Here is a 25,771-nt window from a genome sequence, read left to right on the forward strand (position 1 = left end):
GAATGACAGGCGCGGTGTTTTCAAACACCTAGCGGTATGGAAATGCTTTCCGGAGCTTCGGGCCCTGACGCGAAAATCACGTCCAGCCATTGGCTGTGCTGATCCGAATATATGCCAAAGCCATCGACGTGACGATCAAGTCATGCCGCATCGTAACATGCACGTCACAAGTTTACCGCATTCAGCCTGGAGCCGGATGCGGTAATTGGGGGGCGCGATGTTTTAGATCTTGGCTGGTTGCTGGCGTTCGTCATTTTGACAAGCCGATGTAAGCGATAAAGTCGGGCGACGCGTACGCTTTCTGCTGCAACGTGACGGCATGAAGAATTGTCTGGTCTGCCCGATCAATAGTCGTCGCGTGCGCTAGAGCCAACGTATCACCGCCGGCGGACTGCCGTTCCATTAAATGAAATCTGTCATAATCTCGAACGCACACGTTCGGGGCGCGAAGTCGCACGTCCAGCGATCACCTCGCGAGGTGTCACTGGCATATCAGCACCGGGGGAAACCGAACAATGATCCGTAGTTTGAAGCATGTCGACCGCATGGCGTCCCTGCTCCTGGGAGCCGCGACCGCAGCACTGTCCGTGGCGCCGGCCGCTGCCCAAACCGTCGCGGCGCCCGTCAGCCAGGAGGCCGATACGGGCGACGAGATCCTCGTCTCGGGGTATCGCCGCAGCCTCGAAGAAGCGATCGACATGAAGCGCAACACGATCGGCTTTTCGGACTCGATCATCGCCACCGATATCGCGGACTTCCCCGAGCAGAATCTCTCCGAAGCGCTGCAGCGCGTGCCCGGCGTGACGATCGAACGCGAACGCGGCCTCGGCACGCGCGTCAACGTCCGCGGCTTGCCGAGCGAATTCACCTTCGTGTCCATCAACAAGCTGGCGACCGCCTCGGGCTCGGGCGGCCGCGACGTCGAGTTCGACATCTTCGCGTCCGAACTGATCCAGTCGGTCACCGTGCAGAAGTCGCCGGTGGCGGCGGACGAGGAGGGCGGCATCGCCGGCTCCGTGCTGATCCGTACCGCGCGGCCGTTCGACAACCCCGGGCTTCGCGTGGTCGGCAGCGTTGATGGCGCGTATAATTCGATCTCCGAAAAGATCGATCCCAACTTCTCGTTTCTCGCCAGCAAGACCTTTGGCGATTTTGGCGTGCTGGTTTCGGTCGCCAAGCAGCAGCGCACAAACCGCACCGATTCCAACTCGGGTATCAACTTCCGCCCGATCGCGCGCTGGACCGATCGCGCCAACACCGTCTATCGCAATCAGGCGATCGCGGTATTGCAGCGCGACGCTGGCGTGACGTTCACCGAAGCCAACAAGAACAGAATCGTCTTCCTCGATAAGGTCGGCGACCGCGTCTATCAGAACGATCAGGACCGGCTCGGGCTGTCGGGCTCGGTTCAGTACAAGCCGAGTGACGATTTCAGCCTGGCGTTCGACGCCTTTCTCGGATCATACGACACGACCGAGGACGAATATGACGCTGCCGGCTATTCGGCATCGAGCAATTCGACGCTCGAGACGATCCACGAATTTGATGCCAAGACGCTCGCCGATAGCGGCATCGTCGTGCTGCGCGACGTCTCCTACACCAACACGCAGCACGAATTCCTGAGCAAGGAATATATCAACGAGACCGACTATCGTCAGTTCGGTGGGGAGATGAACTGGACGACAGGCAATTGGAAGATCAATGCGCTGGGTGGCTATTCCGGCGTCAGGAAGACGCTGGACTATGCGAATCTGAAGCACGTCGCCTACGCGCCCTCGCGCACGCGCTATACCGAGAATGGCGGCGAAACGATTCAGAGCGGCAATCCGAAGACGATCGACATGTACGATGCGCCGAATTCGTATCTGTTCGAAGCCTATGAGACCACGCGCGAACAGATCAAGGACGACAAATATGCCGCTCAGATCGATCTGAGCTATCAGTTCGAATCGTTGGTGCTCAAGCGCTTCAATTTTGGTGGTCGCTACACCGACAAGACCAACGAGCGTCAATATGGCGAGGAGAAGATCCAGGGTCCGACCCGCGGCAGCACCGCCTATGTCAACACCCGCAAGCTGGGCGACAGCCCGCTCGAGACCGTCACCGACATCGTCGGAGGGAAGAACTACCAGGCACGCGACCTGAGCTGGGCGCAGGTCTCGAACGCCTATGCGCGCGACTTCTTCCGGCCCGACGGTTTCGTCACGCCGTTCAGCGATGCGAACTATTACAAGGTCAAGGAAGAGACGATCGCCGGCTATGCGATGGTCGATTTCGAATTCGACGTGGCCGTGCCGCTGTTCGTCAATCTGGGTGGCCGCTATCTGCGCACCACGATCAATTCGGAAGGGTTCCAGCAGGTCCAGAACCCGAGCGGCTCGATCGGCCTGACCCCCGCGCCGGTGTCAAGCGACGGCAAATATGAGAAATTCCTGCCCTCGTTCAACGCGCATGCCGAGCTGACCGACAGCCTGTTTCTGCGCGCTGCTGCGTCAAAGACGCTGATCCGCCCGGCGTTGACCGACCTGGCGTACAAGCGGATCGCGAGCATCGGCAATTTCCGGTACACCGATGGCAATCCCGGCCTGAAGCCTACGCTTGCCGATCAGTGGGAAGTCGGCCTCGAGCAATATCTCCCGCGCGGCGGTATTCTGGCAGCGTCCTATTTCTGGAAGAAGATCAAGGGTGTGGTGCAGAGCCAGCTGACCGGTGAGGTACCCGGCGTGACGGTCTACAACGCCAACGGCACGGTCAACGGCGTCTATGACTTCGACGTCTACCAGCCCGTCAACGCCAAGGGCGCGTACAAAGTCAGCGGCGTCGAGGTGAACGCAGTGATCCCGTTCGGCATGGTCGCGGACTGGGCGGATGGCTTCGGCGTCAACGCCAACGCCACCTTCCTCGACAGTTCGCTGACGGGTCAGTCCGACCTCGGCATCGATACCTCGCCGATCGGCCTTGCCGACAAGACCTACAATGCCACGGTCTTCTACGACAAGGGACCGCTGTCGCTGCGCGTCTCGTACAACCGCAAGGGTGCCTATGTGGAGCGGATCGAGCGCAACATGTATCCGGTCTACCGCGATGCCTATGGCCAGTTCGACGTCGCCGCCAGCTATCAAGTGACGCGCAACGTCCGTGTTGAGCTGCAGGGCATCAACGTCGGCAATGCGAAGACCACCGGCTATACGATGGATCCGTCCTTTCCGGCGATCTACGAATCTTCGGGCAGCCGTATCAGCCTGGGTATCCGCGGGCAGTTCTGATCCCCGGCAGGCCTCGCCGTGGGGGCGGGGCCTGTCGCGTAATCTCGTTGCGGAGCATCCCCAAGTCTCGCGTAGCACCCTTGCCGCAGTGCTGGCCTCGTGCGTCCAGCCGAGGTCGCGCCGCGGCAAGCCCCCCGATTTTCCGCGCACGCTACCAAAGATATGGTGCGCAACGCCCACAAACGGTTGCCCCGGTGGGCAGTCGCATTCCGGAGCGCGGACATTCGTTCAGTAGGATGAATTCCGGTAAGACCGCCGCGCCCCCGCTAGCCACGAAGAGCTCATGGCCCGCGACGAAACCGCTCTCGCTCGACGCTACGAACAGGACTTCACTCGCGACATCTTCAAGCCGCCCCAGGCGCCCGAGTGGAACCCCTTGATCATCACCTCTTCTTCAGCTCCCGGCGTTGCGTCGGAATAGTCCAGGATAAGACGTGTTTCGGTGCCTCCCGGACGAGACGACGTTCACGCGGATGCCGCGCTCTTTCCGGTCAGGACGGCATATCAAGCGCCGCTCTGCCCGAAATCGAATAGGCGTCCGCCTGACGGTCGATGATGTTGAGTTTCCCGGCTTCCTCGAATACCGCTTTGAAATCGGGCGTGGAGAGGTGCGCGTTCAACGCCGCCTGATCTCGCCAGACTTCAATCAGGCGGAACGTGCCGGCGGCACCTACTTCCTCCGTAACGTCGAGAAATACACAGCCGTCCCGCAGCCTGGCTGCGCTCGCCATGCGCGAAGCGATGTCCCGGAACGCCTCCACGTCGCTGAGCTGGATGCGATATGTTGCATAGATCAGGATGGTCGGGGTGTCGGTCATGTCCAAGCTCCATTGTGGCGACGGAAAAGATGATCGATCCCGTCGCGCACGTTTCCGGGATATGGACCGGCACTGGTACCGCGGGTAGAACCTACCTAAAGGTAAGTGCCAAAGAGGCTTGATGAACGTTCCCCGATCTGACCCTGCAAGTGACTGTGGCCTTGATGTCGCGCTGGCCATCATGGGCGGCAAATGGAAGCCGCTGATCCTGTACCATCTCCGCTCGGGTCCGAGGCGGTTCGGCGATCTCAAGCGGGCGGTTGCCGGCATCAGCGAAAAGGTGCTGATCCAGCAATTGCGTGAACTCGCTTCGGCAGGCGTAGTGGTTCGTCACGATTATGGCGAAGTGCCGCCCAAGGTCGATTACACCGTCACGCCGTTCGGCATGACGCTGATCGAGGCTCTGCTGCCCCTGTGCGAGTGGGGCATAAGGAACCGCACCTGCGCTTCGGCCATCATGACTTCGAGGGCGAGCTAGAGAGCCGCTAACCGCGCCTCGTTGCTAAGGCTTTCTCAATATTGAATCTTTTTTGAAGAGGCATCGCCGCGATGTCGGCTATTGCCGGCCGCCGTCCCGAAAGCCGCCGTTCCACTTTCCTCCCTCGGCGAACATCAGACTAACGTACAGAAAGGCGAAGCTGCTGATGGCCAGACATGTTTGCGGTCAGGCGCCCGGCGACGATCCTGGTAGCTGCCTTTTGAAATGCTATTCTCCTCGCGCGTCCAAGAAGCGCTCGTGCCAAATCGTAGCTAAGGTTGCCGTGTGCAGCAGCGCGATGGCCAGGTTGCTCTTTACCACCGGATTGCGCCAACCGACCGCCGGTATGGTCATCAGCTTGTAGGCGATCTGCATCGGAAACAAGACGCCGGCGATGGCGATCGACAGCGTCGTATTGCCCGAAGCCTGACCGACCAGCGCGATGGCGCTGGCCATTACGATGGTCGCGTAAAGACATGCAAGGATACGCCGTGCAGCACTGTCGGCGCCGTAGCACGCCGTCATCGCGGGCACGTCGCGCGCGATCAACGCTGGAATGACCGTCACAACGATAACATTCACGAGATGAGATAGGGTCAACAAGACCATGGCTTCATCCGATCAGAAGCTGGCGCATGGTGAATATATGCATCCGATGCGTACCGGTCCAGCGAGGGCGCGGCTTATGGACCCGACAACAGACACGCCTGATCGGAATTGATCAACGAGGCGCTAAATCCGATCTATAAAATATCCTTGCGAGTTATCTAAGCTGCGAGTTCGATAAGTATCTATAGGCTGATGTTTTTCAATCAACGATATCCCGGTTTAGCGTCCTTAGTCCGTAAGGTTGTCAGAAAAGTAGAAGGTCTAAAAAGTGACCAGTTTTTGCTTTTGCCGCCGTCAGACGAGCTCATTTAAACCGGACATTGCTGACGCAAGAAACGCGAAATTGATTCTCGCCATGTGAAAATTGTTCCCTTGAAATATTGCGGCTCTGGGCATCCAGGCTTTCCGCTGCGGGCCTTCCGGGTGCGCTTCGGATTACCGGACCAGTCGGGAAGCTCTCCCGCCGTATGAGGCGGAACGGGGGCGGCTGGGGGGCAACTGACTCAAAGGATATAGATTGTTGGTGCGAGTTTCCTAACTTAAGTCTACGAAAGCTACCATCAACGGTGTCCCGTTGGCTGAGAGACGCTGGAGTGCTCCCGCTTATCTGGGGGAGTGACTAATGTTCCGTTTCGATCTGGAGCCTGCGATACCGCTTCTGACGGTCATCCAGAAAGGCGTTTGGACAGCTGCGACGGTGGCGACGTTTGAGCCGGCATTTCGGCAAGAGCTGAAACGGCTTCTGGTCTCGGGGCGGCCGACATCGCTGATTATCGAAATCAGAGCCACGGTGCCCAGGGATCTTCTTGTCACCGAGGCGCTGCGCGCAATGGTTGCGCGACTTGGACATCTCAACGCGGATAGAACCGCCGTGGTGTCGTCGTTGGGATTTGCAGATCTGCAAGCCGGGCGCATTTCCGACCCAAATACACGGATTTTTACGTCGATCGTTCAGGCAAGGGGCTGGGTGACGAACAACCCCGCGGAAAGCCCAGGTATGACGTCCGCCAACGAGCCGAGCGATGCTAGCCCAGAAGGGCCCGTCGTCCATGTACGCGGTCCTGCGGACGTGGACTTTGTGTTTACCCCAGCCGCCGCGCTCGAAACGGCTAGGCGTATCAGCGATGCAGCGGTGGAAGTGCTTCTCGAAACCGCGAGCGCGACGGCTCAGCGCGTTATTCCGATGTAAGCAGTTCCAAAGCCCGGACGCCTGATTTGGTGCCAGCACTGGAGTGGCGCTGAGGATGGAAAGCCCCTGTATCGCATCATTGCTTGATCATGACACGCGCACTTGGCGCCACCGACCTGAGGTTCACCACGGTGAACCTCAGGCCGTGTTGTGTGCGCTGGGACCGGAAATTCCCAATGTCACCTGCCGAGCGCTTTGGCGATCGCCGCGGTCGCGAGCGGGCGCATGACGGCATAGCCCTGCGGGGTCGGGTGGACGCCGTCGGTTGCGTAGCCGGGCTTCATCGCCCCCGCCGGCGTCGAAAGTGCGGCGTGATAATCGACATAGGTGAAGCCATTGGCTTTGGCATAGCCGCGCAGCCAGTCGTTGAGCGCGGCGATCTGCGGGACCGGGCGTTTGTCGGGGCTCCAGGGAAAGGCGGCGGCGGGGGGAACCGAGGCGAGGATCACCTTGATCCCGCGCGCGCGCGCGAGTTCGGCCATGCTCCGGATATTGCCTTCGACAGTCTCGATCGTCGCGGCGCCGGTGTTGCCGGCGATGTCGTTGGTCCCGGCCATGATGTGGACTGCCCGCGGTTTGAGCGCGATGACATCGCTGCGGAACCGGACGAGCATCTGCGGGGTCGTCTGCCCGCTGATCCCGCGATCGACCACGCCGTTCGAGAACAATGCCGCGTCGGCATGGATCCAGTTGTCGGTGATCGAATCGCCCATGAACACGACGCGGACCGTCTTGCCGGCGAGCGCGCGATTATCCGCCGCGTAACGGCACAACTGGCCAAAGTCGCGGGTCAGCATATGCCGTTTCCACGCTGCCCAGCCGGCTGCATCGGCCGGTGCCGGATGCTGCGGGCAGGGGTCGGCGACGATACCCACCGGATCGCTGGCATAGGGCGTGTCTGCGTCACTCGTCTGCGCGACGACGGAGATCGGCAACACAACAAGTATCATTGGCAAGAGCCAGTGTTTCATCGCCATGCGGTGGATCCTTTCCTGTGTCCTACGGCGCCCTCGACCGGCGCGATTATATAATTACCGCAATTTATCATACAAACCTTGTTACCGCTATCGGATCAGGCAATACAGCGGCGCTACGCGATCGGAGCTTATCGGTTGCGAGGCTAGAGGGGACGGGACTGGTGGGGAAGAGGGTGGTCTTGACGAGCGCGATCGCGCTGCTCGGCCTGTCGGCGCCGTCCCGTCCCGCCGCCTCGCACGCCGAGGTCTCTCCGGTTCGCGCGCCCTATGCGTGGCGCAACGTCCGGGTCGGTGGCGGGGGCTTCGCGCCCGGCATCATCTTCAGCACCGTCGAGCGTGGACTTGCCTATCTGCGTACCGACATGGGCGGTGCCTATCGCTGGGATGCGGCCGCGCGTGCCTGGCTGCCGTTGCAGGACGGCAATGCCGTCAGCAGCTATATGGGAATCGAAAGCATTGCCGCGGATCCGGTCAATGCGGATATCGTGTATCTCGCGGCGGGCATGTCGGCGCGGGGCGAAGCGGCGATCTGGCGATCGGACGACCGTGGCGCGCGGTGGCGGATCACGCCGGTACCGTTTGCGATGGGCGGCAACGAGGATGGCCGCGGCCTTGGCGAACGGCTTGCGATCGACCCGCATCGCCCGGCGACGCTGTTGTTCGGGTCACGCCATGACGGCCTGTGGCGCAGCGACGATTCGGGTGCGCATTGGCGAAAGGTCGACAGCTTTCCGGTTGGGGGGCTCGGCAAACCGGTACAGCCCCGCGCAACGCATGGCGGGCTGAGTTTCGTCCTGTTCGATCGCGCGCATCGCGGGCGGATCTTCGTCGGCCAGGCGGACCCCGGCGCACATCTGTTCCGGTCCGATGACGGTGGCGCGTCGTGGCTTACCCTGTCCGGAGGGCCGGATGACAGCATGCGCGCGGTGAAGGCCGCGCTCGGCGCGGACGGCGTCCTGACGATGACGTTTTCCGACGCGATCGGGCCGAACGGGATCACCCTGGGCGGCGTCTGGCGGTACGATCCAGCGACCAATGTCTGGACCGACGTGACCCCCGACAGACGACCGGATGCGCCGGCGGGAGGCTATATGGGCGTGGCGGTGTCGGCGCAGGATCCGCGCGTCATCGCCGTCAGTACCGTCAATCGCTATCGCCCCGTCGACACCGTGTGGCGATCGACCGACGCGGGCGCACATTGGGACCAGCTCTACCAGCGCAGCACGCGCGATGTGACACAGACTCCGTTCCTCGCGTTCGACGGCCCGGCGGATTTCGGGCACTGGATCGCTGGGCTTGCGATCGATCCGTTCGACCCGGGCCACGCCGCCTATGTGACCGGCGCGACGCTGTACGAGACACGCGCTTTCGACCGACCCGGTGCCGTGCCGTGGAAGCCCTGGACACGGGGTATCGAACAGACCGCGATCATCACGCTGATCAGCCCGACGGGGGGCGCACCGTTGATCTCGGGGTTCGGCGATATTGCGGGGTTCCGTCACGACGATCTGACGGTTTCACCGCCCAACAGCCACCGTAATCCCTATCTGACCAACACGAACACGCTCGATTATGCGGGACTGGCGCCGGCGGTGGTCGTCCGCAGTGGCAGCAGCCATAGTCGCGAGGTCGCGGGCGCGAGCCTGGCCTGGTCGCAGGATGAGGCCCGGAGCTGGCAACCGCTCGTCACGCCGGGCAGGGGCGCGTCCGAACGGACCGGCGATGCGCCGATCATCGTGTCGGCAGACGGTGCGGCGTTTATCGTCGAGACCGAACAGCCAGTCCTGACCCGCGATCGCGGGCAGACCTGGGTCCGGATCCAGGGTCTGCCGGTGGGGCTGCGGCCGGTCGCCGACAAGGTCGACCCATCCCGGTTCTACGTCGTCGACACGCTGAACAACCGCGTGTTGCGCAGCACGGACGGCGGCGCGCATTTCATGCCCGTCGCCGCACAGGGCCTCCCCGCTGACCTTTCGAGCGCGCAGGGCCGCAACCGGGAGGCGCAGAGCCCGCTGCTCGCGACGCCGGGCACTGCGGGCCTGCTGTGGCTCAATCTCGGCGGCGACCTGTATCGCTCGGTCGATGGCGGCGTGCACTGGGTGCGGGTCGGGGCAGGGTTGCACGTCGCGCAATTCGGTCTGGGCAAGGCGGCGCCCGGCGCCCGCTGGCCGGCGCTCTACGCGATCGGCCAGCAGGCCGGACAGGATGGAGTGTGGCGATCGATCGACGGCGCGACGACGTGGCAGCGGATCAACGACGACCGGCATCAGTGGGGACTGCGCTTCCGCGTGATCAGCGGCGATCCGCGGATATTTGGCCGCGTCTATATCGGCACCGACGGCCGCGGCGTCGTCTATGGCGATCCGGTCGCCCGGAACAAGAAGAGCTGAGGGGATGACGATGAAACGACAGGCTCTACTGCTTGCGTGGACGCTGTCCGCGCTGGTGACCGCCGCACATGCGCAACAGGCGACGCCGGTGCCACATGTCGAGACGAAGAACGGCCGACATGCGCTGATCGTCGACGGCGCGCCCTTCCTGATGCTCGGAGCGCAGGTCAATAATTCGAGCAACTATGCCTCCGCGCTGCCGAAGGTCTGGCCGATGCTCGAGCGGATCCATGCGAACACCGTCGAGGTCCCCGTTGCCTGGCAACAGATCGAACCGATCGAGGGGCAGTTCGATTTCTCGTTCGTCCAGACGCTGCTCGATGAGGCACGCACGCATGACAAGCGGGTCGTCCTGCTCTGGTTCGGAACGTGGAAGAATACCGCGCCGGGCTACACGCCCGACTGGGTCAAGCTCGACAATCGCCGCTTTCCCCGGATGAAAGACAAGACGGGGCAGGATCATTCCGTCCATACGCCGCTCGCCCGGTCGACGCTCGAGGCCGACAAGCGCGCCTTTGTACGCCTGATCGGCTATCTTAAGGAGCATGATCCGCAGAATACGGTCATCCTCGTCCAGCCCGAAAACGAGGTCGGCAGCTACCGCGTCCCGCGCGACTATAGCCCGGCGGCGAACGTGCTGTTCGCGAAGCCCGTGCCCGCGGCGCTGACGCGCAAGCTCGGCAAGCCCGCAGGAACGTGGACCGCGTTGTTCGGGGCGCAGGCCGACCGTGCCTTCAACACCTGGTACACGGCACGATATGTCGACGAGATCGCCGCGGCGGGCAAGGTCGTCAAGCCGATCCCAATGTACGTCAACGCATCGCTCGCCGGACCATCCAACGTGCCCGATCCGACCGGCGTCGCCAGTGGCGGGCCGCAGCAGGACGTGCTCGACATCTGGAAGGCGGCAGCGCCGTCGATCGATTTCGCCGCGCCAGACATCTATGACCGTGCGAGCGAGAACGTCGCGCAATATCTCGATAAATATGCGCGCTCCGACAATGCGCTGATGGTCCCCGAAATCGGCAATGCCCGCGAATTCGCGCGCTATTTCTACGGTGCGCTGGGTCGTGGCGCGATCGGCTACGCGCCGTTCGGGATGGATGATACCGGCTACGTCAACTATCCGCTCGGCGCGCGGTCTCTGGACGAGGCGACGCTCGATGCGATCGCCAAACCCTATGCCCTGTTCGCCGGCATGGTGTGCGAGTGGGCAAAGATCGCGTTCGAGCGTCCGACCTGGGGCGTTTTCAAACCCGACGACAATACGCCCCGGTCTACCGTGATGGGCGACTGGACGATCAATGCGACCTGGGGCGAATGGCAGTTCGGTCAGAAGGACTGGACCTGGATCAAGACCGAGCCCGCGCCATGGGGCAACGAGCCCGTCGGCGGCGCGGCGATCGCGCACTTGTCCGCCGATGTCTTCCTGGTCGCCGGGGACCATGTCCGTCTCAACTTCGGCGCGCGATCGGGGGGCCCTGCAAACGGCCTCGTCCTGCGCGTCGAGGAGGGGCATTTTCGGGACGGTGTCTGGGTGCGCGACCGGATCTGGAACGGCGACCAGACCGATTACGGGATCAACCTGATCGAGCCCGTGCTGCTTCGCGTCACGATGGGCGCATATCGCTGAAACGTTACCGATCGACGCGCCGCGGGCTGCGTCGGCACTGCTGGAGAGTAAGATGACCAAGCCATTCCTGACCCTGTTGCTGGCGAGCAGCGCGATCGCCTCCGCGCACGCCGCTGCGCCAGGCGGGTACGAGAAGATCGACGGCGGCGTCGCCGTGACCCCCGCAGGCGGCGCGACCGCGCGCGTCGAGGTCACGGTTCACGGCGACGGGATCATCCACGTCGTCGCCGCCCCGGCGAGTTCGATCGGCGCGACCCGCACCACGAGCCTGATGGTGCCAAGCCCCCCAAAGGCGGGCGCGTACACGGTGACGGAGCGGGCAGGGCATGTCCTCATCAAGACGGCGCGGGATACGGCGGACGTCGACCTCGCGACCGGGCATGTCCGGTTCCTCGACGCTGCCGGCAAGACGGTGCTCGACGAGGCCAATACGCGCCGCTTCCTGCCGAAGACGGTCGACGGGCGGCAATATGTCACGGCGTCGCAGCAGTTCAATCGCGGTACCGGCGAAGCATTTTACGGGCTCGGCCAGCACCAGAATGCGCAGATGGATTATAACGGCGAGGACGTAGAACTCGCGCAGCACAACATGGACATCGCCGTGCCCTTTCTGGTTTCGACCGGCAAGTACGGCATCCTGTGGGACAATGACGGGATCACCCGGTTCGGCAATCCCAAGCCCTATGATCTGGTCGGCGCGGGAACCGACACGGGCCTGCGCGTGACGAGCAACGGCAAGCCGGGCTTCACCGCCAACTATTATCTCGACGGCAAGCTGGCGGTCACGCGCCAGGAAGCCACGATCAACTATCAGTATATCAAGGATCAGGCGAACTGGCCCGAGGCTGCGAAGGCCCGCACAGTGGCGGCAACCGGCGGCCAGAACACGGCCGGCAACGCGGCCCAGACGCAGCGGGTCGTATGGACCGGCCGCGTCACGCCCGACCAGACCGGCGATCATAAATTCCAGCTTTATGGCTCGAGCTATTTCAAGGTGTTCGTCGACGGGCGCGAGGTGCTCAACCGCTGGCGGCAGAACTGGAACCCCTGGTACGCCAATTTCGACCTGCCAATGACCAAGGGCAAAGCCGCGGAGATCCGCATCGAATGGGATCCGAACGCCGGATATATCGCGCTGCTCCACAATGATCCGCTGCCCCAGGCCGATCGCCACTCGGCCTGGTTCACCAGCGACGTCGCGCGGTCGGTCAATTACTGGTACGTGCCCGGCAGCGACATGGACGACGTGATTGCGGGCTATCGCAAGCTGACCGGCAAGGCCGTCATGATGCCCAAATGGGCCTATGGCTTCTGGCAGTCGCGCCAGCGCTACAACACGCAGGACGAGGTCGTCGACGTGGTCCGCAAGTATCGCGACCTCCGCATCCCGCTCGACAACATCGTCCAGGACTGGTTCTACTGGCCCGAAAACGCCTGGGGCAGCCACCAGTTCGACAAGACGCGCTTTCCGGAGCCGCAGAAGATGGTCGACCAGCTCCACGATCTGAACGCGAACTTCATGATCTCCGTCTGGCCGAAATTCTACCCGACCACCGACAATTACAAGGAGCTGGCGGCCAAGGGTTTCACCTATGACGGCAATCTGAAGATGGCGAACAAGGATTGGGTCGGGCCCGGCTATGCCAATACCGACTATGATCCCTATGCGCCCGAGGCGCGGACGATCTTCTGGCGACAGATGCGCGACAGCCTGGCGAAGCTCGGAGTCGACGCCTGGTGGCTCGATGCGTCGGAGCCGGACATCCATTCGAACCTGTCGATCCCCGAGCGGATCGCCGCGATGGGCCCGACCGCGCGCGGGCCGGCGGAGGAATATTTCAACAGCTTCCCGCTGGTCCATGCCGGCGCGGTCTATGACGGCTGGCGCCAGTACAAGCCCGATGTCCGGCCGTTCATCCTGACCCGTTCGGGCTTTGGCGGACTGCAGCGCGAGGGGGCCGCGATCTGGTCGGGCGATGTCGCCAGCCGCTGGTATGACCTGCGCGCGCAGGTGTCCGCGGGCGTCAACGCGTCGATGTCCGGCATCCCGAACTGGACGCACGATATCGGCGGCTTCGCGCTCGAGGACCGCTATGCGAGCAAGACACCCAAGCCGGCCGATCTCGACGAATGGCGCGAGCTCAACCTGCGCTGGTTCCAGTTCGGTGCGTTCAGCCCGTTGTTCCGCAGCCATGGCGAGAGCCCGTATCGCGAGATCTACGAAATCGCGCCCGAAGGCACCCCGATGCGTGCCTCGATGCTCTGGTATGATGAGCTGCGCTATCGGCTGATGCCGTATATCTACACGCTCGCCGCGGAGACGTGGTTCAAGGACGGCAGCATCATGCGGGGCATGGTGATGGATTATCCCGACGACGTGAAGGCGCGCCGGATCAACGACCAGTATATGTTCGGCCATGCGTTCCTGGTCGCGCCGGTCACCGACTACAAGGCACGCTCGCGGTCGGTGTATCTGCCGGGTGCAGCAACGCTCTGGTATGATTTCCAGTCCGGCCAGACGTATCGCGGCGGCCAGACGATCACAGCGCCCGCGCTCTATACGCGCATGCCGCTGTTCGTGAAGGCGGGGGCGATCGTGCCGATGGGGCCTGTCCGCCAGCATGTCGATGACCTGCCCGACGCACCCGTGACGGTGACCGTCTATACCGGCGCCAGCGGACAGTTCAGCCTGTACGAGGATGACGGTCGCAGCGAGCAATATCGCGGCGGTGCGTTTGCGCGCATTCCGATGCGGTATGACGATGCAGCGGGCACGCTGTCGCTCGGTGCGCGCGAGGGCAAGGGCTTCAAGGGCATGGCGACATCCCGCACGATCAACGTGCGCTGGATCACGCCCGGCAAGCCGGTGACCGACGCCGATACCGCCGATGCGACGGTGACCTATGCGGGCAAGGCGATCACGGTGCAGCGCCCGCGTTGATGGCCGCGCGAGGGGGCACGGACGCGAAATCCCTTCGGGCCTGAACAGTCGCGGCGGACATCTGGACGCCGCAACGAATGCCGGGCTAGATCGGGCGAAACGAGACCAGGAGGGACGGCATGCGCCGGCCGTCCAGAGACGGCATGTAGAGAGAGAAATGTGATGATGACGCGCGGTACCCGATCGCTCCTGAACGTCTTGCTGCGCAGCGCGGTGCTAGTCGGTGTAATCGGGGTTTCGCCCGCGCTGGCGCAAACGACGAACAACGCGCCCGCGGCGGCGGCGGCGAAGACCGATGCGCCGGTCGCGCGGCCGTGGATGGATACGAGTCTCGATCCGTCCGTCCGCGCCGATCTCATCCTCAAGGAGATGACGCTCGACGAGAAGCTGCAGCTGACCTTCGGCTATTTTTCGACCGATGCCGCCTGGCTCAAGACGCCGACCAAGAACTGGGAATTTCCGAAGGACGGCTTGCCGGGATCCGCGGGGATCGTTCCGGGCATCGCGCGGCTGGGTATCCCGAGCCAGTGGCAGACCGATGCGGGCGTCGGTGTCGCCAGCCAGCGCAGCGCCACCCCGCGGCTGCGGACCTCGCTACCATCGGGAATACTGACCGCGGCGACGTGGAACCCGGCGCTCGCCGAAGCCGGGGGCGCGATGATCGGCAACGAAGCGTTCCTGTCGGGGTTCAACGTGCAACTGGCGGGCGGCATGAACCTGCTGCGCGAACCCCGTAACGGACGCAACTTCGAATATGGTGGCGAGGATCCGCTGCTCGCGGGCGTCATGACGGGGCATGCGATCAAGGGGATCCAGTCCCAGCATGTCGTCTCGACGATGAAGCATTACGCGTTCAACGGGCAGGAAACCAACCGCTTCACGATCGATCACCGCATCGGCGAACAGGCGGCGCGCCAGTCGGATCTGCTGGCGTTCCAGATCGCCAACGAGATCGGCCAGCCGGGTTCGGTGATGTGCTCTTACAACCGCGTCAACGGCCACTACGCGTGCGAGAACGACTGGCTGCTGAACACGGTCCTGAAGAAGGACTGGGGGTTCAAGGGCTATGTGATGTCGGACTGGGGAGCTGCCCATTCGACGACGGAAGCCGCCAATGCCGGGCTCGACCAGCAGTCGGGCTGGGCGTTCGATCGGTCGCCCTATTTCTCCGAAGCGCTGCGCGAGGCGGTCAATAACGGCCATGTCAGGACGGCGCGCGCGGACGACATGGCCCGGCGCGTGCTGTGGGGGATGTTCTCGGTGGGCGCATTCGACACGCCGGTCCGCGGCGATCGTGCGGCGACGATCGACTATACCGCGCACGCGGCGGTCACGCGCAGCGATGCCGAGGAGGGCATCGTCCTGCTGAAGAACGACGCCAATCTGCTGCCCCTGGCGAAAACGGCGAAGTCGATCCTGCTCATCGGTGCGCATGCCGATGTCGGCGTGTTGTCGGGCGGCGGATCGTCGCAGGTCTATTCTCACAACGCGCCGACCAGCGGCCTGATCGTGCCGGACGAGTTCAACAAGGGCTTTCCCGGCCCCAAGACCTATCACGCATCGTCGCCAATGACTGCGCTGCAGGCCCGCATCGGTGCCCGCGTAACGTATCTCGACGGCAAGGATCCGCGCGCGGCTGCGGCTGCGGCGCGCAAGGCCGATATCGTGATCGTCTTTGGCGAGCAGTGGACGGGGGAGTCGATCGACGTCCCCGACCTGGCGTTGCCCGATGCGCAGAATGCGCTGATCGACGCGGTCGCCCGCGCCAACCGCAAGACCGTCGTGGTTCTCGAGACGGGCGGACCGGTCGTCATGCCGTGGCTGTCGAAGGTCGGCGCGGTGATCGAGGCCTGGTATCCGGGCACGGCAGGCGGCGAAGCGATCGCGCGCATCCTCACCGGCGAGGTCAATCCGTCGGGTCGCCTTCCCGCGACCTTCCCCGCGTCGCTGTCGCAGCTGCCGCGCCCGGTGCTGGAAGGCGACCCTAAGCTCGATCGCGACGCGCATCCGATGGGCAATTACGACATCGAAGGCGCCGCCATCGGCTACAAGTGGTTCGACAAGACCGGCCGCAAGCCGCTGTTCCCGTTCGGCTACGGCCTGTCCTATACCCGGTTCGCGCTCGACGGTCTGAAGGCTGAAGCGAAGGGCAAGGGCATCGCCGCGACGTTCGCGGTCCGCAACACCGGGTCGGTCGCGGGCAAGACCGTCGCTCAGGTCTATGTCGCGGCGCCGGGCTGGGAAGCGCCCAAGCGGCTCGGCGCGTTCAAGAAGGTCGATCTGGCACCGGGGGCGAGCCAGTCGGTGGCGACGATGATCGACCCGCGCCTGCTCGCGACCTTCGACACGGCGACCGCGACGTGGAAGATCGCGGAGGGCAACTATCAGGTCATGCTGGCCGACTCCGCGGTGAGCATCGCGCAGACGGTCACCGTGCATCTGCCGGCGCAGACGCTCGACAGCCGGGGGAAATAGCGGATGGTGCGGGGGCTGTCGCGCGGCGCCGGACGCCGATCAGGACCGCGATCAGTCCCAGCGCCGACGCCCCGGCACCCGCAAGCGCGACCATCGGATAGCCGAGGCCTGCCGCGATGACGCCGCCGCCAAGTGCCGCGCCGATCGCGTTGCCCAGGTTGAACGCACCGATGTTCATCGCCGAGGCGAGGTTCGGCGCGTCGGCGGCGGCGTGCATGACCCGGACCTGAAGCGGGGGGACGAGCGCGAAGCTGGCGACGCCCCACAGGAAGATGAGGATCGCGGTCGGGACCTTGAATGGCATCAGCACGGCGAAGGCGACCAGGATCGCGGTGAGCAGCGCGAGCGTCACGATCAGTGTCCGGTCGACCGAGCGATCGGCGAACCGCCCGCCGAGCCAGTTGCCGACCGTCAGCCCCACGCCGTAGGTCACCAGCATCGCGGTGACATAGCCGAGCGACGCCTGCGTCACCTCGCGCAGGATCGGCGTGATATAGGTGAAGACGGTGAACATCGCGCTGGCGCCGACGACCGTCAGGCCGAGCGCACCCAGTACGGGCCCGCGCGTGAGGACACGCAGTTCGGCCTTCGGGTCGGCTCCGGTCGGCGCGGGCAACGTGGGAAGCGTCAACCGCAGCGCCGCCATCGTCGCGAAGCCCAGCGCCGAAATACCCCAGAACGACGCGCGCCAGCCGAGACGATCGCCTGCCCATGTCGCGAGCGGGACGCCGACGACATTGGCGATGGTCAGCCCCATGAACATCGCCGCGACCGCACCGGCCCGGCGTTCGGGCGGCACGAGGCTGGCGGCGACGATCGCCCCGACCCCGAAGAACGCGCCGTGGTTGAACGACGTCAGGATCCGCGCGGCCATCAGCATGCCGTACCCCGTCGACATCGCGGCGAGCAGGTTGCCGATCGTGAAGATGCCCGCCAGCATGATCAGCAGCGTGCGGCGCGGCACGCGCCCGGTCGTCAGCGTCATCAGCGGCGCGCCGATGACGACGCCCAGCGCATAGGCACTGATGAGCAGGCCCGCGGTCGGGATCGAAACGCCGAGATCGCCGGCGATGACGGGGAGCAGCCCCATGGGGGCGAATTCGGTCACGCCGATGCCGAACGCGCCGACGGACAGGGCCAGAAGCCCGGGGTTCAATTTCATCACTATGTTCCTAATGATTTGGGCGGTTCGGACCGTCGACGGACTTAGCCGGGCGTAACCCTCTCGCTGACGATTGGGCGGCAGGCATGGCTGGATCTGCAGCCCCGATGATCCCGATCGCGACTTAACCCGGCTTCGATTTCGAGGCATAAATAGGGCAACGCGCTCGGCGTTATTAGGGGGCGATGTGACGAAGGACCTTTGACTTGAACGCAAAGACGGGAATGGGGGCTGATCGGGCCCGTGCGCTCGAGATCTTCGCCGTGGTCATGCGCGAGGGAAGCTTCTCTGGAGCCGGCCGCGTGCTCGGACTGACGCCGTCCGCGGTGGCGCGGGCGATCGACCGGATCGAGGCCCGGCTCGGCGTCCGGCTGCTCCTGCGGTCGACCCGTGCGCTGACCCCGACGGCCGAGGGGCAGGCTTATCTCCAGACGGCGCGCCGGATCCTGGCCGACCTCGATGATGCCGAACAGCAGATTGCCGATCAGGGCGCGCCCCGGGGACGGCTGCGGATTAGTGCCGCGCTGTCGCATGGGCGGTTGTGCGTCGTCCCGCTGCTCGGCGCATTTGCCGACGCCTATCCACATATCCTCGTCGATATCGCGTTGACCGACACGATCGTCGACGTTGCGGCGGGGCAGGCGGACGTCGCGATCCGCTTCGGTCCGCTGGTCGACAGCCTGTTGACCGCCAGAAAACTCGGCGAGAGCCGGCGGGTGATCGTCGCGGCACCCGACTATCTCGCGCGGCGTGGTACCCCGACCCGGCCCGAGGAGCTGCACCGGCACAATTGCCTCAATTTCAACTTCCGGCGGGTCGAACCCGTCTGGCCGTTCCGCGTCGATGGCGCGGACATGGCGCTCGTGGTGACCGGCAATATCGAAGCCAATAACGGCGAAACACTGGGGCAGCTGGCCGCCGCGGGCGTCGGGATCGCGCGCGTCGGTGCGTTCAGCGTCGTCGACGATATCGCCGCGGGCCGTCTCGTCCCGCTCTTCGAGGCGTATAATCCGGGCGATGTCGAACATATCCACGCGCTCTTCGTCGGCGGTAGCAACACGCCGGCGCGTGTCCGGGTGTTCGTCGACTTTCTCGCGGAACGCTTCCGGGGCTGATCGCCGCGCCGGCGTGCCGGGAGGGGTTATCGACCCGCGGCCATCCCGGGTTGCGCAGGCACCAGGCGGTGACCGCTGAGATCGGATCCGGCATCGACGGCAAAGCGGCGGTTCCAGATCGTCGCGGCCGCCGACACCGCCGTCACGACCAGGAAGGCGAGGGTGAAATTGGCGAGCACCGGGCGTGTCGTGCCCGATCCGAGCATGCCGACATCCAACGCGGCCGCGCCGACGCAGATGCCGAGCGAGAGCATGAGTTGCTGGAACGTCGCGTAGAAACTGGTCGCGCTGCTCATCCGTGACGATGGAATCTCGTCATAGGCGATCGTGTTGTAGGCGGAGAACTGGAACGACATGAAGAAGCCCGAGAGCATCAGGACGCCGAAGATGACGGGGATGGGCCAGTCGGGGCGGAACAGGCCGCACACCGCGTAGCCGCCGCTCGAACACAGGCCGCCGACGATCAGGCTGTTGCGGAATCCGAACCGTCGCAGCACGCGGGGGGCGAGGCTCTTCATCATCAGCGAACCGATCGCCCCGGCAATCGTGATGGCGCCGCTCGCCGCCGCGGTCATGCCGAAGCCGAGCTGGATCATCATCGGCAACAGGAACGGTTGCGCGCCTTGCGTGATCCGCGTCAGCGATCCGCCGATCACCGACAGGCGGAAGGTCGGGATCCGCATCAGCGACAGGTCTAGGATCGGATCGCTGCGGCGTCTGGCATGGCGGATATAGGCGACGCCCGCGACCAGGCCGATCACGATGAGCCCGACGGCCTGCGTCAGTTCGCCCGTGCGGCTGGTCATCTCGAATCCGAACAACAGGCATCCGAGCGACACGCCCGACAGGATGAAGCCGGGGACGTCGAACCGTGCCGGCCGATCCTCGCGCACATCACCGATATAGCGGGTGACAAGCACCACGCCGAGCATGCCGATCGGGATGTTGAGGTAGAAGATCCAGCGCCAGTCCAGATAGGTGACGATCGCACCCCCGACCGGCGGCCCGAGGATCGGACCGATCAGCGCGGGCATGATCAGCCACGACATGGCCTGCACCATGTCTTCCTTGGCCACGCTGCGAAGCAGGACGAGACGCCCGATCGGGATCATCATCGCGCCGCCCAGACCCTGCAGGAACCGCGCGCCCATCATGAACGACAGGCTGGTCGCCTGACCGCACAGGATCGAACCGCCGACGAAGATCAGGATCGCGGCCCGGAACACGGTGCGCGATCCGAACCGGTCGGCAAGCCGCCCGCTCGCCGGGATGAAGATCGCCAGCGCCAGCAGATAGGAGGTGAGTGCCGATCCCATGCTCGTCGCGGGAACGCCAAAATCGCGCGCCATGGTCGGCAACGCCGTCGCGAGCACGGTGGAATCCATCTGCTCCATGAACAGCGCGCAGGCGATGATCAGCGCGGTGACGCGGTAGTTGCTCGGCGTGTGCGGGAGCGCTCCGGCGTTGCGCGGGACCCGGGCGATCGTGTCGGCGGCCGGGACGATGCCGTCGCGCACTTCGCTGTTGATCGCGGCGAGCCCCCGCCGGCGAAGCCTCATGCCTGCCACCCGCCGCCCAAGGCCCTGAAGACATCGACCTGACGATCGATCAACAACGCGTCGGACGCGGCGAGGTTGGCCTGGGCCGTGGTCAGCGCCGCCTGGGCGGTCAGCAGCGACAGGAAATCGGTTCGGCCAAAGCGATAGAGCGTGCCCGCCTGGCCGGCGGCGGTCGCGGCGCTCGCCTGCGCCCGCGACAGCGCGGCGTTGCGGTCGCCTTCGCGCGCATAGGCGGACAGCGCGGTCTCGGTCTCGCGCAACGCCTCCAGCGTCGTCGAATCGAACTGCGCCAGTGCCTGATCCGCCGAAGCGCCGGCCTGCGCGATCCGTGCGCGGACGACCGGGCGGTTCGGAAAGCTCCAGCTGATGAGCGGGCCGAGCCCCAGGTGGAACGCGCTGGTGGATCCGAGCGTCGAGACCGGCCCTGTGAACCCGGCGGATCCCCCCAGGCTGACCTGCGGATACAGGTCGGCGGTGGCGACGCCGATCCGCGCGGTCGCTGCGGCCAGTGCGCGTTCGGCCTGACGGATATCGGGCCGGCGGCGGATCAGCGCGGCGCCGTCGCCGATCGGCAGTGGCCGGGTCAGCGCGGGGGGCTTCGCGCAGGTCGCGACCTCGGCCGGATAGGCGGCGGGTGCGCGACCCATCAGCGTCGCCAGCCGGTAGAGCGCGGCGGTGCGCGTCGCGACCTGTGACGGGATCAACGCCTCGCTCTGGTCGACCGCGGTCCTTGCGCGCGTGACGTCGAACGCCGTGCCGCGCCCGCCGCGCTGCAAGCGGCGCGTGACGTCGAGCGTCTGGCGCTGCAGGGCCAGGACGCGGCTGTTCGCGGCAAGCACCATGTTCGCCGTGCACACCGCGGCATAGCTGCGCGCGGTTTCGGCCGCGACGGTCACGCGGACGTCGTCGCGCGCGGCGGCTACAGCCTGCGCATCGCCCTGCGCGGCTTCGATCGCGCGAAGAATGCGCCCCGACAGGTCGAGCGGATAGGCGAGGGTGATGCCGAGGTTGGCGTCAAGCGTTCCGGGCAGGTTGCCGCGGCTCGCATAGGGCCGGTCGATCGACGTACTGCCGCCGATCGTGGTCGACAGCGTTCGCCCGGCGGCAACCTCCGCAACGACCGCGTCGGCGCGGCGGAGATTGGCATCGGCCGCTCGCAGATCCGTATTCGCAGCCAACGCCTCCGCGACGAACGCGTCGAGGCGGGGATCGCCATAGAGTTGCCACCAGCGATCGGGGAGGGGGGCATCGACGAACGCGGCCTCGTGACCGCTGTCGAACGCGCCCTGCGCGGCGGGCATCGCGGCGACGGCGCGATCGGGACGTACATAGTCCGGGCCGGCGGTGGTGCAGGCGGCGAGGCCGAGCGCGAGGATACTCGCGGCAAGACCCCGGCGGGTGGGGGAGGCGGCGATCCCGCCCCGTCCAGGAGAAGGGGCGATCTGCGAGAGACGCGTGCGCATCACGCCGGCGCTCCCGACTGAAGTTTGGGCTCCACCGTCACCGTCGCCGTCCGCCCGACGATAAGCGGGACACCCTTCGGCACCTGCACGAGCTTCACACGCACGGGGATGCGCTGTGCGAGGCGGACCCAGTTGAACGTCGGGTTCACATTGGGCAGCAGGTTGGTCGTGTTCGTCCGTTCGCTGTCGTTGATGCCCGCCGCGATGCTGTCGACTCGACCGTGCAACGCCTGCGCTTCGCCCATCAGATGCACGGTCACCGGGTCGCCGAGATGGATGCTGCCGAGCTTGGTTTCCTCGAAATAGCCCTCGACCCGAAGCGAGTCCGTGTCGATCAGCGCCATCGCCTGCGCGCCCGCGGCAATATAGTCGCCGGGGTGCAGGTCGAGATTTGTGACGATGCCGTGCACGGTCGCCCGCACCGTCGTCCGCGCGAGGTTGAGCGCCGCGGTCGATCGCGCGCTCCGGGCTTGAGCGAGCGTTGCCGAGGCGGTGGCGACGCGCGCGACGTTCTGCTCGTGCGTCTCCTTGGCGACCAGGTCACCCAGCGCGAGGTCGCGTTGCGCCTCGCGTCGTGCCTGCAGCAGCGTCGCGCGCGCACTGGCGATCGAGGCATCCGACTGGGCGAGCGTCAGTTCGAAACGCGGGCGATCGACCACGAACAGCACGTCGCCGGGTTTGACCCTCTGATTGTCCCGCACCGCGACGCGCGTGACGAGACCCGCGACATCGGGGGTGACGCGAACGATGTCGGCCCGGATATGCCCGTCACGCGTCCACGGATCGCTCTCATAGCGCTTCCACAGCCACAGCGCGACGACCACCGCGAGCGCGACGATGACCAAGGTGACGGCGGAGCGGCCGAGCGGGGCAAGCAGGGACTTGAGACGGGGCGAGGTCATGCGGAGGGTCCGGTGAGCAGGGCAAGCAGCCCGAGGATGAGGATGAACAGGGCAAGGTCGACCAGCGGCCGATAGGTCACCGCGCGATAGGCCCCGGCAAAGGCGAGCAGGCGGGTGGCGACGCCGGTGAGCACGACCGCGGCGACTGCGAGCAGGAGGAGGGTCGGCAGATAGACACCGCCGATCGAGATCTCGCCGGTCATGCGGGCATCTCCGGTGAGCCCGCATAGGCGGGGGCCGAGGGAAAGAGGTTGCGGCGCAGCGAGGTGAGCGCGAGCACGCTCGTGCGGTGTCGCTCGGGCATGCTCGACGCGAAGCCGGCCAGCGCCCGGTCGATCCCCGCGAGCAGATCGGGTTCGGGGGGCGCCGGCTGGTTGGGGCGTAGTGCGCGGTAATGCGTGCCGACCCCGCGCAGCACCGGCGTGATCATCGCCGCCTCGTCAACCGGACCGTCGATGCGGAGCTGGCAGAGTTCGCCGACCGCCACACCGACGCGCAGGTCGGTCAGCGCATCGAGCAGCGGCTTGCCGGGATCCTCGCCCTGCAGTGCAAGCCGCGGTGCGAGCAGTCCGATCCGGTCGAGCATCCGCGCGATCCAGCCTGCCGTATCGGGCCGGCCGGTCGAATCCGCGCGCGTCGCCAGTTCGCGCCAGCCGGCACGGAGCAACCGCCGCGCGCTGGTCTGCGCCCCGATCGTCTGGAACAGGCCGACCGTGACGACCGCGAACAACGTCCCGATCAACTGCGCGATCGCGCCGTTCATAAACTGATCGAAGCCGCCGCCGAACCGGTCGTTCAGCCCGACCGTGTTGAGTCCGCCAAGCAGTGCACCGAGCGTGACGAGCAAGGTTGCCGGCCGCGCGAGGAACATCCCCCCGATCAGCATCGGTGGCGCGAGCACCGCGGCCAGCGTCACGAAGTCGGTCACGCGCGGCAGGATCGCAAACGCATAGACGGCCGACACGACTAGGCCGAGAATCGTGCCATAGAAGAACGCCTTGATCGCCGGCGCCGGGTTGTCGCCGTTGCCGAACAGGGCGCAGCACACCCCCGCGATCAGCACCGCGCCCGCACCGTCGGTCCATGCGGTTCCGATCCAGAAGGCGCAGCCCAGCAGGATCGTCATCACCGTGCCCGCGGCCGCCCGCAGTGCGATGCCGCGATCGCGGTGGAGCGGTCTGCGGGCGGAGCGTGCGAGCAGTCGCGAAACGGCGGGGGTGACCGGCGCGCGCGACGGCGATCGCATCTGATCGCGCAGGTCGCGTACATTGCGATGCGCGTCGACCAGCTCCCCGAGCCGCGCCACCAGGCTCAGCCGCAACGCGTCACGCCAGATCAGGGCGCTGCCGGGCGCGGGTTCGAGCGCGCGGGCCCGGGCGATCAGCTCATCGGCGTGCGCGCCGCGCTCCAATGCCGAAGAGGGATCGCGCAGCCATTCGCGAACGTCCTCGATCAGCGCAAGCGCCTCGGGGCGCGGCACGTCGGCGCCCCGCTTGAGTTCGACAATCCGGTCGTCGATCGCGCTCGCGAGCGGCAACAGCATCGACAGCTCCGCCTGGAGTCCGCGCAACGTCCGGACGCGCGGGAGCAACCGGGCGGTGTCGAATGGCAAGTGAATGGAAAGCTGGTGCAGCTCGTTGATATCGAGTGCCAGCCGCCGCCGGTCGCGGTCGAGCGCGGCATCGCTTTCCCCCGCAAGCGAATCGCGCGACCAGCGTTCCGCATCGGCAAGGATCGCGTCGATCCGGCCGAGCAGCACGGCGGTGACGGTCTGCGGGAAGACGAGGCCGTGGATCAGGCTACCGCACAGGATACCGATCGTGATCTCCTGCACCCGCAGCGCAGCGATGGTGAAGACCGCGCCCGGCGCCGCAACCGACGGAAACCCGATGATGCTGGCGGTATAGCCCGCGAGCAGGAACACGTAGGCCCGCGGCGTCCGGTCGAGCAGCGAGATGTAGAGGCACAGCCCGAGCCACAGCGCGAGGCCGAGCGACAGGAGTTCGGGCGCGTTGACGAGGTTCGGCACGAGCACGACCGCGGCAATCGCGCCGAGCACGGTCCCCGCGACCCGGAACACCGCCTTGGACAACACCGCGCCGGCCAGCGGCTGCGCGACGATATAGGACGTCGTTACCGCCCAATAGGGCCGCGTCAGACCGATCCGCAGCGCGATGTAATAAGCGAGGATCGCGGCGACGAAGCATTTGACCGAGAAGAGCGCCTCCTTCCCCCCGAACCGGGACAGCGTCATCGTCCGCGATCTGCTACAAACCGCGCACCAAGCCGTTCCGCGACGCGTAGCGCGGTGGCGAGATCGTCGTCCGGCACGCCCTCGAGCATCGCATGGCGCAGCGTCGCGAACTTGGCCTCGATCGTGGTGACGAGATTTCGCCCGTGCGGCGTCAGGCGGATCCGGCTGACCCGCGCATCGGCGGGATCGCGGTGGCGCTCGACAAGCCCGGCGGCGGTCATCTGGTCGATCGAGCGCACCAGCGATGCCTGTGTCACGTCGAGTTCACAGGCGAGATCGATCTGCCGCACATCGTCGCCCAGCCGTCCGACCTGAACGAGCGCCCAGCCGGTCGATGCCGACACCCCCATGTCGCGGAGCGCATGGTCGGCCGCCTGCCGCCAGCTGCGCGCGAGCGGCAGGAGGGTTCGGGCATAGGAAGATTCGAGCACGGCGCGGGGGGAGGTCATTAGCGTGCTAAGTAATCATGTCAGCCCATGCTGCAATGCAAAATAGCGAGCCATGCGAGGAATTTGTTCGCGCCCGCCGGGCCGCGCGACG

The 25,771-nt window shown here is 65.3% G+C and carries 18 protein-coding genes; 8 read left to right on the forward strand and 10 right to left on the reverse strand.

The annotated features are described in order from the left end of the window. Nucleotides 1-515 precede the first annotated feature (515 nt). Nucleotides 516-3,266 carry a TonB-dependent receptor gene (locus GV027_RS00720; protein WP_159510629.1) on the forward strand — a complete coding sequence of 917 codons (2,751 nt, stop codon included), beginning with the start codon at nucleotides 516-518 and terminating at the stop codon, nucleotides 3,264-3,266. A gap of 491 nt (nucleotides 3,267-3,757) precedes the next feature. On the opposite strand, the gene GV027_RS00725 is transcribed toward GV027_RS00720, so the two are convergent. Continuing rightward, entirely contained in the window at nucleotides 3,758-4,084 is a 327-nt protein-coding gene (locus GV027_RS00725; RefSeq protein WP_159510630.1) for a putative quinol monooxygenase, read from the reverse strand. A 121-nt stretch (nucleotides 4,085-4,205) separates the two neighbouring features. Between GV027_RS00725 and GV027_RS00730 the strand changes: the two genes are divergently transcribed. Continuing rightward, complete coding sequence (locus GV027_RS00730) at nucleotides 4,206-4,562, forward strand: winged helix-turn-helix transcriptional regulator (RefSeq protein ID WP_159510631.1); 357 nt, start codon at nucleotides 4,206-4,208, stop codon at nucleotides 4,560-4,562. Between the two features lie 228 nt (nucleotides 4,563-4,790). Here the strand turns inward: GV027_RS00730 and GV027_RS00735 are convergent, their stop codons facing one another. After that, nucleotides 4,791-5,171 (reverse strand): hypothetical protein, encoded by a 381-nt coding sequence (locus GV027_RS00735; RefSeq protein ID WP_159510632.1) that lies wholly within the window; start codon nucleotides 5,169-5,171, stop codon nucleotides 4,791-4,793. A gap of 622 nt (nucleotides 5,172-5,793) precedes the next feature. On the opposite strand from GV027_RS00735, the gene GV027_RS00740 reads away from it, so the two are divergent. Then, nucleotides 5,794-6,360 carry a hypothetical protein gene (locus tag GV027_RS00740; protein ID WP_159510633.1) on the forward strand — a complete coding sequence of 189 codons (567 nt, stop codon included), beginning with the start codon at nucleotides 5,794-5,796 and terminating at the stop codon, nucleotides 6,358-6,360. Nucleotides 6,361-6,539: 179 nt separating this feature from the next. Here GV027_RS00740 and GV027_RS00745 read toward each other — a convergent pair whose 3' ends face one another. Beyond that, a complete protein-coding gene (locus GV027_RS00745; RefSeq protein WP_236559295.1) occupies nucleotides 6,540-7,310 on the reverse strand; it encodes an SGNH/GDSL hydrolase family protein in 771 nt (256 codons plus the stop codon). Nucleotides 7,311-7,516: 206 nt separating this feature from the next. Here GV027_RS00745 and GV027_RS00750 point away from each other — a divergent pair, with 206 nt between their 5' ends. The 4 genes from GV027_RS00750 to GV027_RS00765 all read left to right on the forward strand — a co-directional run bounded on the left by GV027_RS00750 (nucleotide 7,517) and on the right by GV027_RS00765 (nucleotide 16,776). Then, nucleotides 7,517-9,727: a hypothetical protein gene (locus GV027_RS00750; protein ID WP_159510635.1), complete on the forward strand. Its 2,211-nt coding sequence runs from the start codon at nucleotides 7,517-7,519 to the stop codon at nucleotides 9,725-9,727. A 10-nt stretch (nucleotides 9,728-9,737) separates the two neighbouring features. Next, a complete protein-coding gene (locus tag GV027_RS00755) occupies nucleotides 9,738-11,360 on the forward strand; it encodes a DUF5597 domain-containing protein (protein ID WP_159512656.1) in 1,623 nt (540 codons plus the stop codon). Nucleotides 11,361-11,412: 52 nt separating this feature from the next. Beyond that, on the forward strand, nucleotides 11,413-14,301 hold the full coding sequence (locus GV027_RS00760) for a glycoside hydrolase family 31 protein (RefSeq protein WP_159510636.1): 2,889 nt from the start codon (nucleotides 11,413-11,415) through the stop codon (nucleotides 14,299-14,301). Between the two features lie 165 nt (nucleotides 14,302-14,466). Beyond that, nucleotides 14,467-16,776 carry a glycoside hydrolase family 3 C-terminal domain-containing protein gene (locus tag GV027_RS00765; protein WP_201302647.1) on the forward strand — a complete coding sequence of 770 codons (2,310 nt, stop codon included), beginning with the start codon at nucleotides 14,467-14,469 and terminating at the stop codon, nucleotides 16,774-16,776. Here the strand turns inward: GV027_RS00765 and GV027_RS00770 are convergent. Further along, nucleotides 16,730-17,938: an MFS transporter gene (locus GV027_RS00770; protein ID WP_159510638.1), complete on the reverse strand. Its 1,209-nt coding sequence runs from the start codon at nucleotides 17,936-17,938 to the stop codon at nucleotides 16,730-16,732. The genes GV027_RS00765 and GV027_RS00770 overlap by 47 nt on opposite strands. A 224-nt stretch (nucleotides 17,939-18,162) precedes the next feature. On the opposite strand from GV027_RS00770, the gene GV027_RS00775 reads away from it, so the two are divergent. Beyond that, the gene (locus GV027_RS00775; protein WP_159512657.1) at nucleotides 18,163-19,053 is read left to right on the forward strand and encodes a LysR family transcriptional regulator; all 891 of its coding nucleotides are present in this window, start codon (nucleotides 18,163-18,165) and stop codon (nucleotides 19,051-19,053) included. 26 nt (nucleotides 19,054-19,079) lie between these two features. Here the strand turns inward: GV027_RS00775 and GV027_RS00780 are convergent, their stop codons facing one another. Genes GV027_RS00780 through GV027_RS00805 form a run of 6 tightly spaced genes read right to left on the reverse strand, consistent with a single transcriptional unit; the run spans nucleotide 19,080 to nucleotide 25,680 of the window. After that, a complete protein-coding gene (locus tag GV027_RS00780; protein ID WP_201302553.1) occupies nucleotides 19,080-20,612 on the reverse strand; it encodes an MFS transporter in 1,533 nt (510 codons plus the stop codon). Then, nucleotides 20,609-22,078, reverse strand: coding sequence for an efflux transporter outer membrane subunit (locus tag GV027_RS00785; RefSeq protein ID WP_236558982.1), 1,470 nt, complete (start codon nucleotides 22,076-22,078; stop codon nucleotides 20,609-20,611). The genes GV027_RS00780 and GV027_RS00785 overlap by 4 nt, the downstream gene beginning before the upstream one ends. After that, complete coding sequence (locus GV027_RS00790) at nucleotides 22,075-22,977, reverse strand: efflux RND transporter periplasmic adaptor subunit (RefSeq protein WP_159510639.1); 903 nt, start codon at nucleotides 22,975-22,977, stop codon at nucleotides 22,075-22,077. Before GV027_RS00790 ends, GV027_RS00785 begins: the two co-directional genes overlap by 4 nt. After that, entirely contained in the window at nucleotides 22,974-23,180 is a 207-nt protein-coding gene (locus GV027_RS00795; protein WP_159510640.1) for a DUF1656 domain-containing protein, read from the reverse strand. The genes GV027_RS00790 and GV027_RS00795 overlap by 4 nt, the downstream gene beginning before the upstream one ends. Then, nucleotides 23,177-25,231, reverse strand: a complete 2,055-nt coding sequence (locus GV027_RS00800; protein WP_159510641.1) for an FUSC family protein — start codon at nucleotides 25,229-25,231, stop codon at nucleotides 23,177-23,179. The genes GV027_RS00795 and GV027_RS00800 overlap by 4 nt, the downstream gene beginning before the upstream one ends. Next, nucleotides 25,228-25,680, reverse strand: coding sequence for a MarR family winged helix-turn-helix transcriptional regulator (locus GV027_RS00805; RefSeq protein ID WP_159510642.1), 453 nt, complete (start codon nucleotides 25,678-25,680; stop codon nucleotides 25,228-25,230). The genes GV027_RS00800 and GV027_RS00805 overlap by 4 nt, the downstream gene beginning before the upstream one ends. Nucleotides 25,681-25,771: the final 91 nt, after the last annotated feature.

It is taken from the genome of Sphingomonas sp. T1 (assembly GCF_902506585.1).
GTDB classification, from domain to species: Bacteria; Pseudomonadota; Alphaproteobacteria; order Sphingomonadales; family Sphingomonadaceae; genus Sphingomonas; species Sphingomonas aerolata.

Coding starts and splice junctions, on each gene's coding strand:
- GV027_RS00765 (WP_201302647.1), top strand. CDS start 14,467: ATGACGCGCGGTACCCGATCGCTCCTGAACGTCTTGCTGCGCAGCGCG.
- GV027_RS00780 (WP_201302553.1), bottom strand. CDS start 20,612: ATGAGGCTTCGCCGGCGGGGGCTCGCCGCGATCAACAGCGAAGTGCGC.
- GV027_RS00720 (WP_159510629.1), top strand. CDS start 516: ATGATCCGTAGTTTGAAGCATGTCGACCGCATGGCGTCCCTGCTCCTG.
- GV027_RS00735 (WP_159510632.1), bottom strand. CDS start 5,171: ATGGTCTTGTTGACCCTATCTCATCTCGTGAATGTTATCGTTGTGACG.
- GV027_RS00730 (WP_159510631.1), top strand. CDS start 4,206: ATGAACGTTCCCCGATCTGACCCTGCAAGTGACTGTGGCCTTGATGTC.
- GV027_RS00795 (WP_159510640.1), bottom strand. CDS start 23,180: ATGACCGGCGAGATCTCGATCGGCGGTGTCTATCTGCCGACCCTCCTC.
- GV027_RS00745 (WP_236559295.1), bottom strand. CDS start 7,310: ATGATACTTGTTGTGTTGCCGATCTCCGTCGTCGCGCAGACGAGTGAC.
- GV027_RS00740 (WP_159510633.1), top strand. CDS start 5,794: ATGTTCCGTTTCGATCTGGAGCCTGCGATACCGCTTCTGACGGTCATC.
- GV027_RS00725 (WP_159510630.1), bottom strand. CDS start 4,084: ATGACCGACACCCCGACCATCCTGATCTATGCAACATATCGCATCCAG.
- GV027_RS00760 (WP_159510636.1), top strand. CDS start 11,413: ATGACCAAGCCATTCCTGACCCTGTTGCTGGCGAGCAGCGCGATCGCC.
- GV027_RS00770 (WP_159510638.1), bottom strand. CDS start 17,938: ATGAAATTGAACCCCGGGCTTCTGGCCCTGTCCGTCGGCGCGTTCGGC.
- GV027_RS00805 (WP_159510642.1), bottom strand. CDS start 25,680: ATGACCTCCCCCCGCGCCGTGCTCGAATCTTCCTATGCCCGAACCCTC.
- GV027_RS00800 (WP_159510641.1), bottom strand. CDS start 25,231: ATGACGCTGTCCCGGTTCGGGGGGAAGGAGGCGCTCTTCTCGGTCAAA.
- GV027_RS00755 (WP_159512656.1), top strand. CDS start 9,738: ATGAAACGACAGGCTCTACTGCTTGCGTGGACGCTGTCCGCGCTGGTG.
- GV027_RS00775 (WP_159512657.1), top strand. CDS start 18,163: ATGGGGGCTGATCGGGCCCGTGCGCTCGAGATCTTCGCCGTGGTCATG.
- GV027_RS00790 (WP_159510639.1), bottom strand. CDS start 22,977: ATGACCTCGCCCCGTCTCAAGTCCCTGCTTGCCCCGCTCGGCCGCTCC.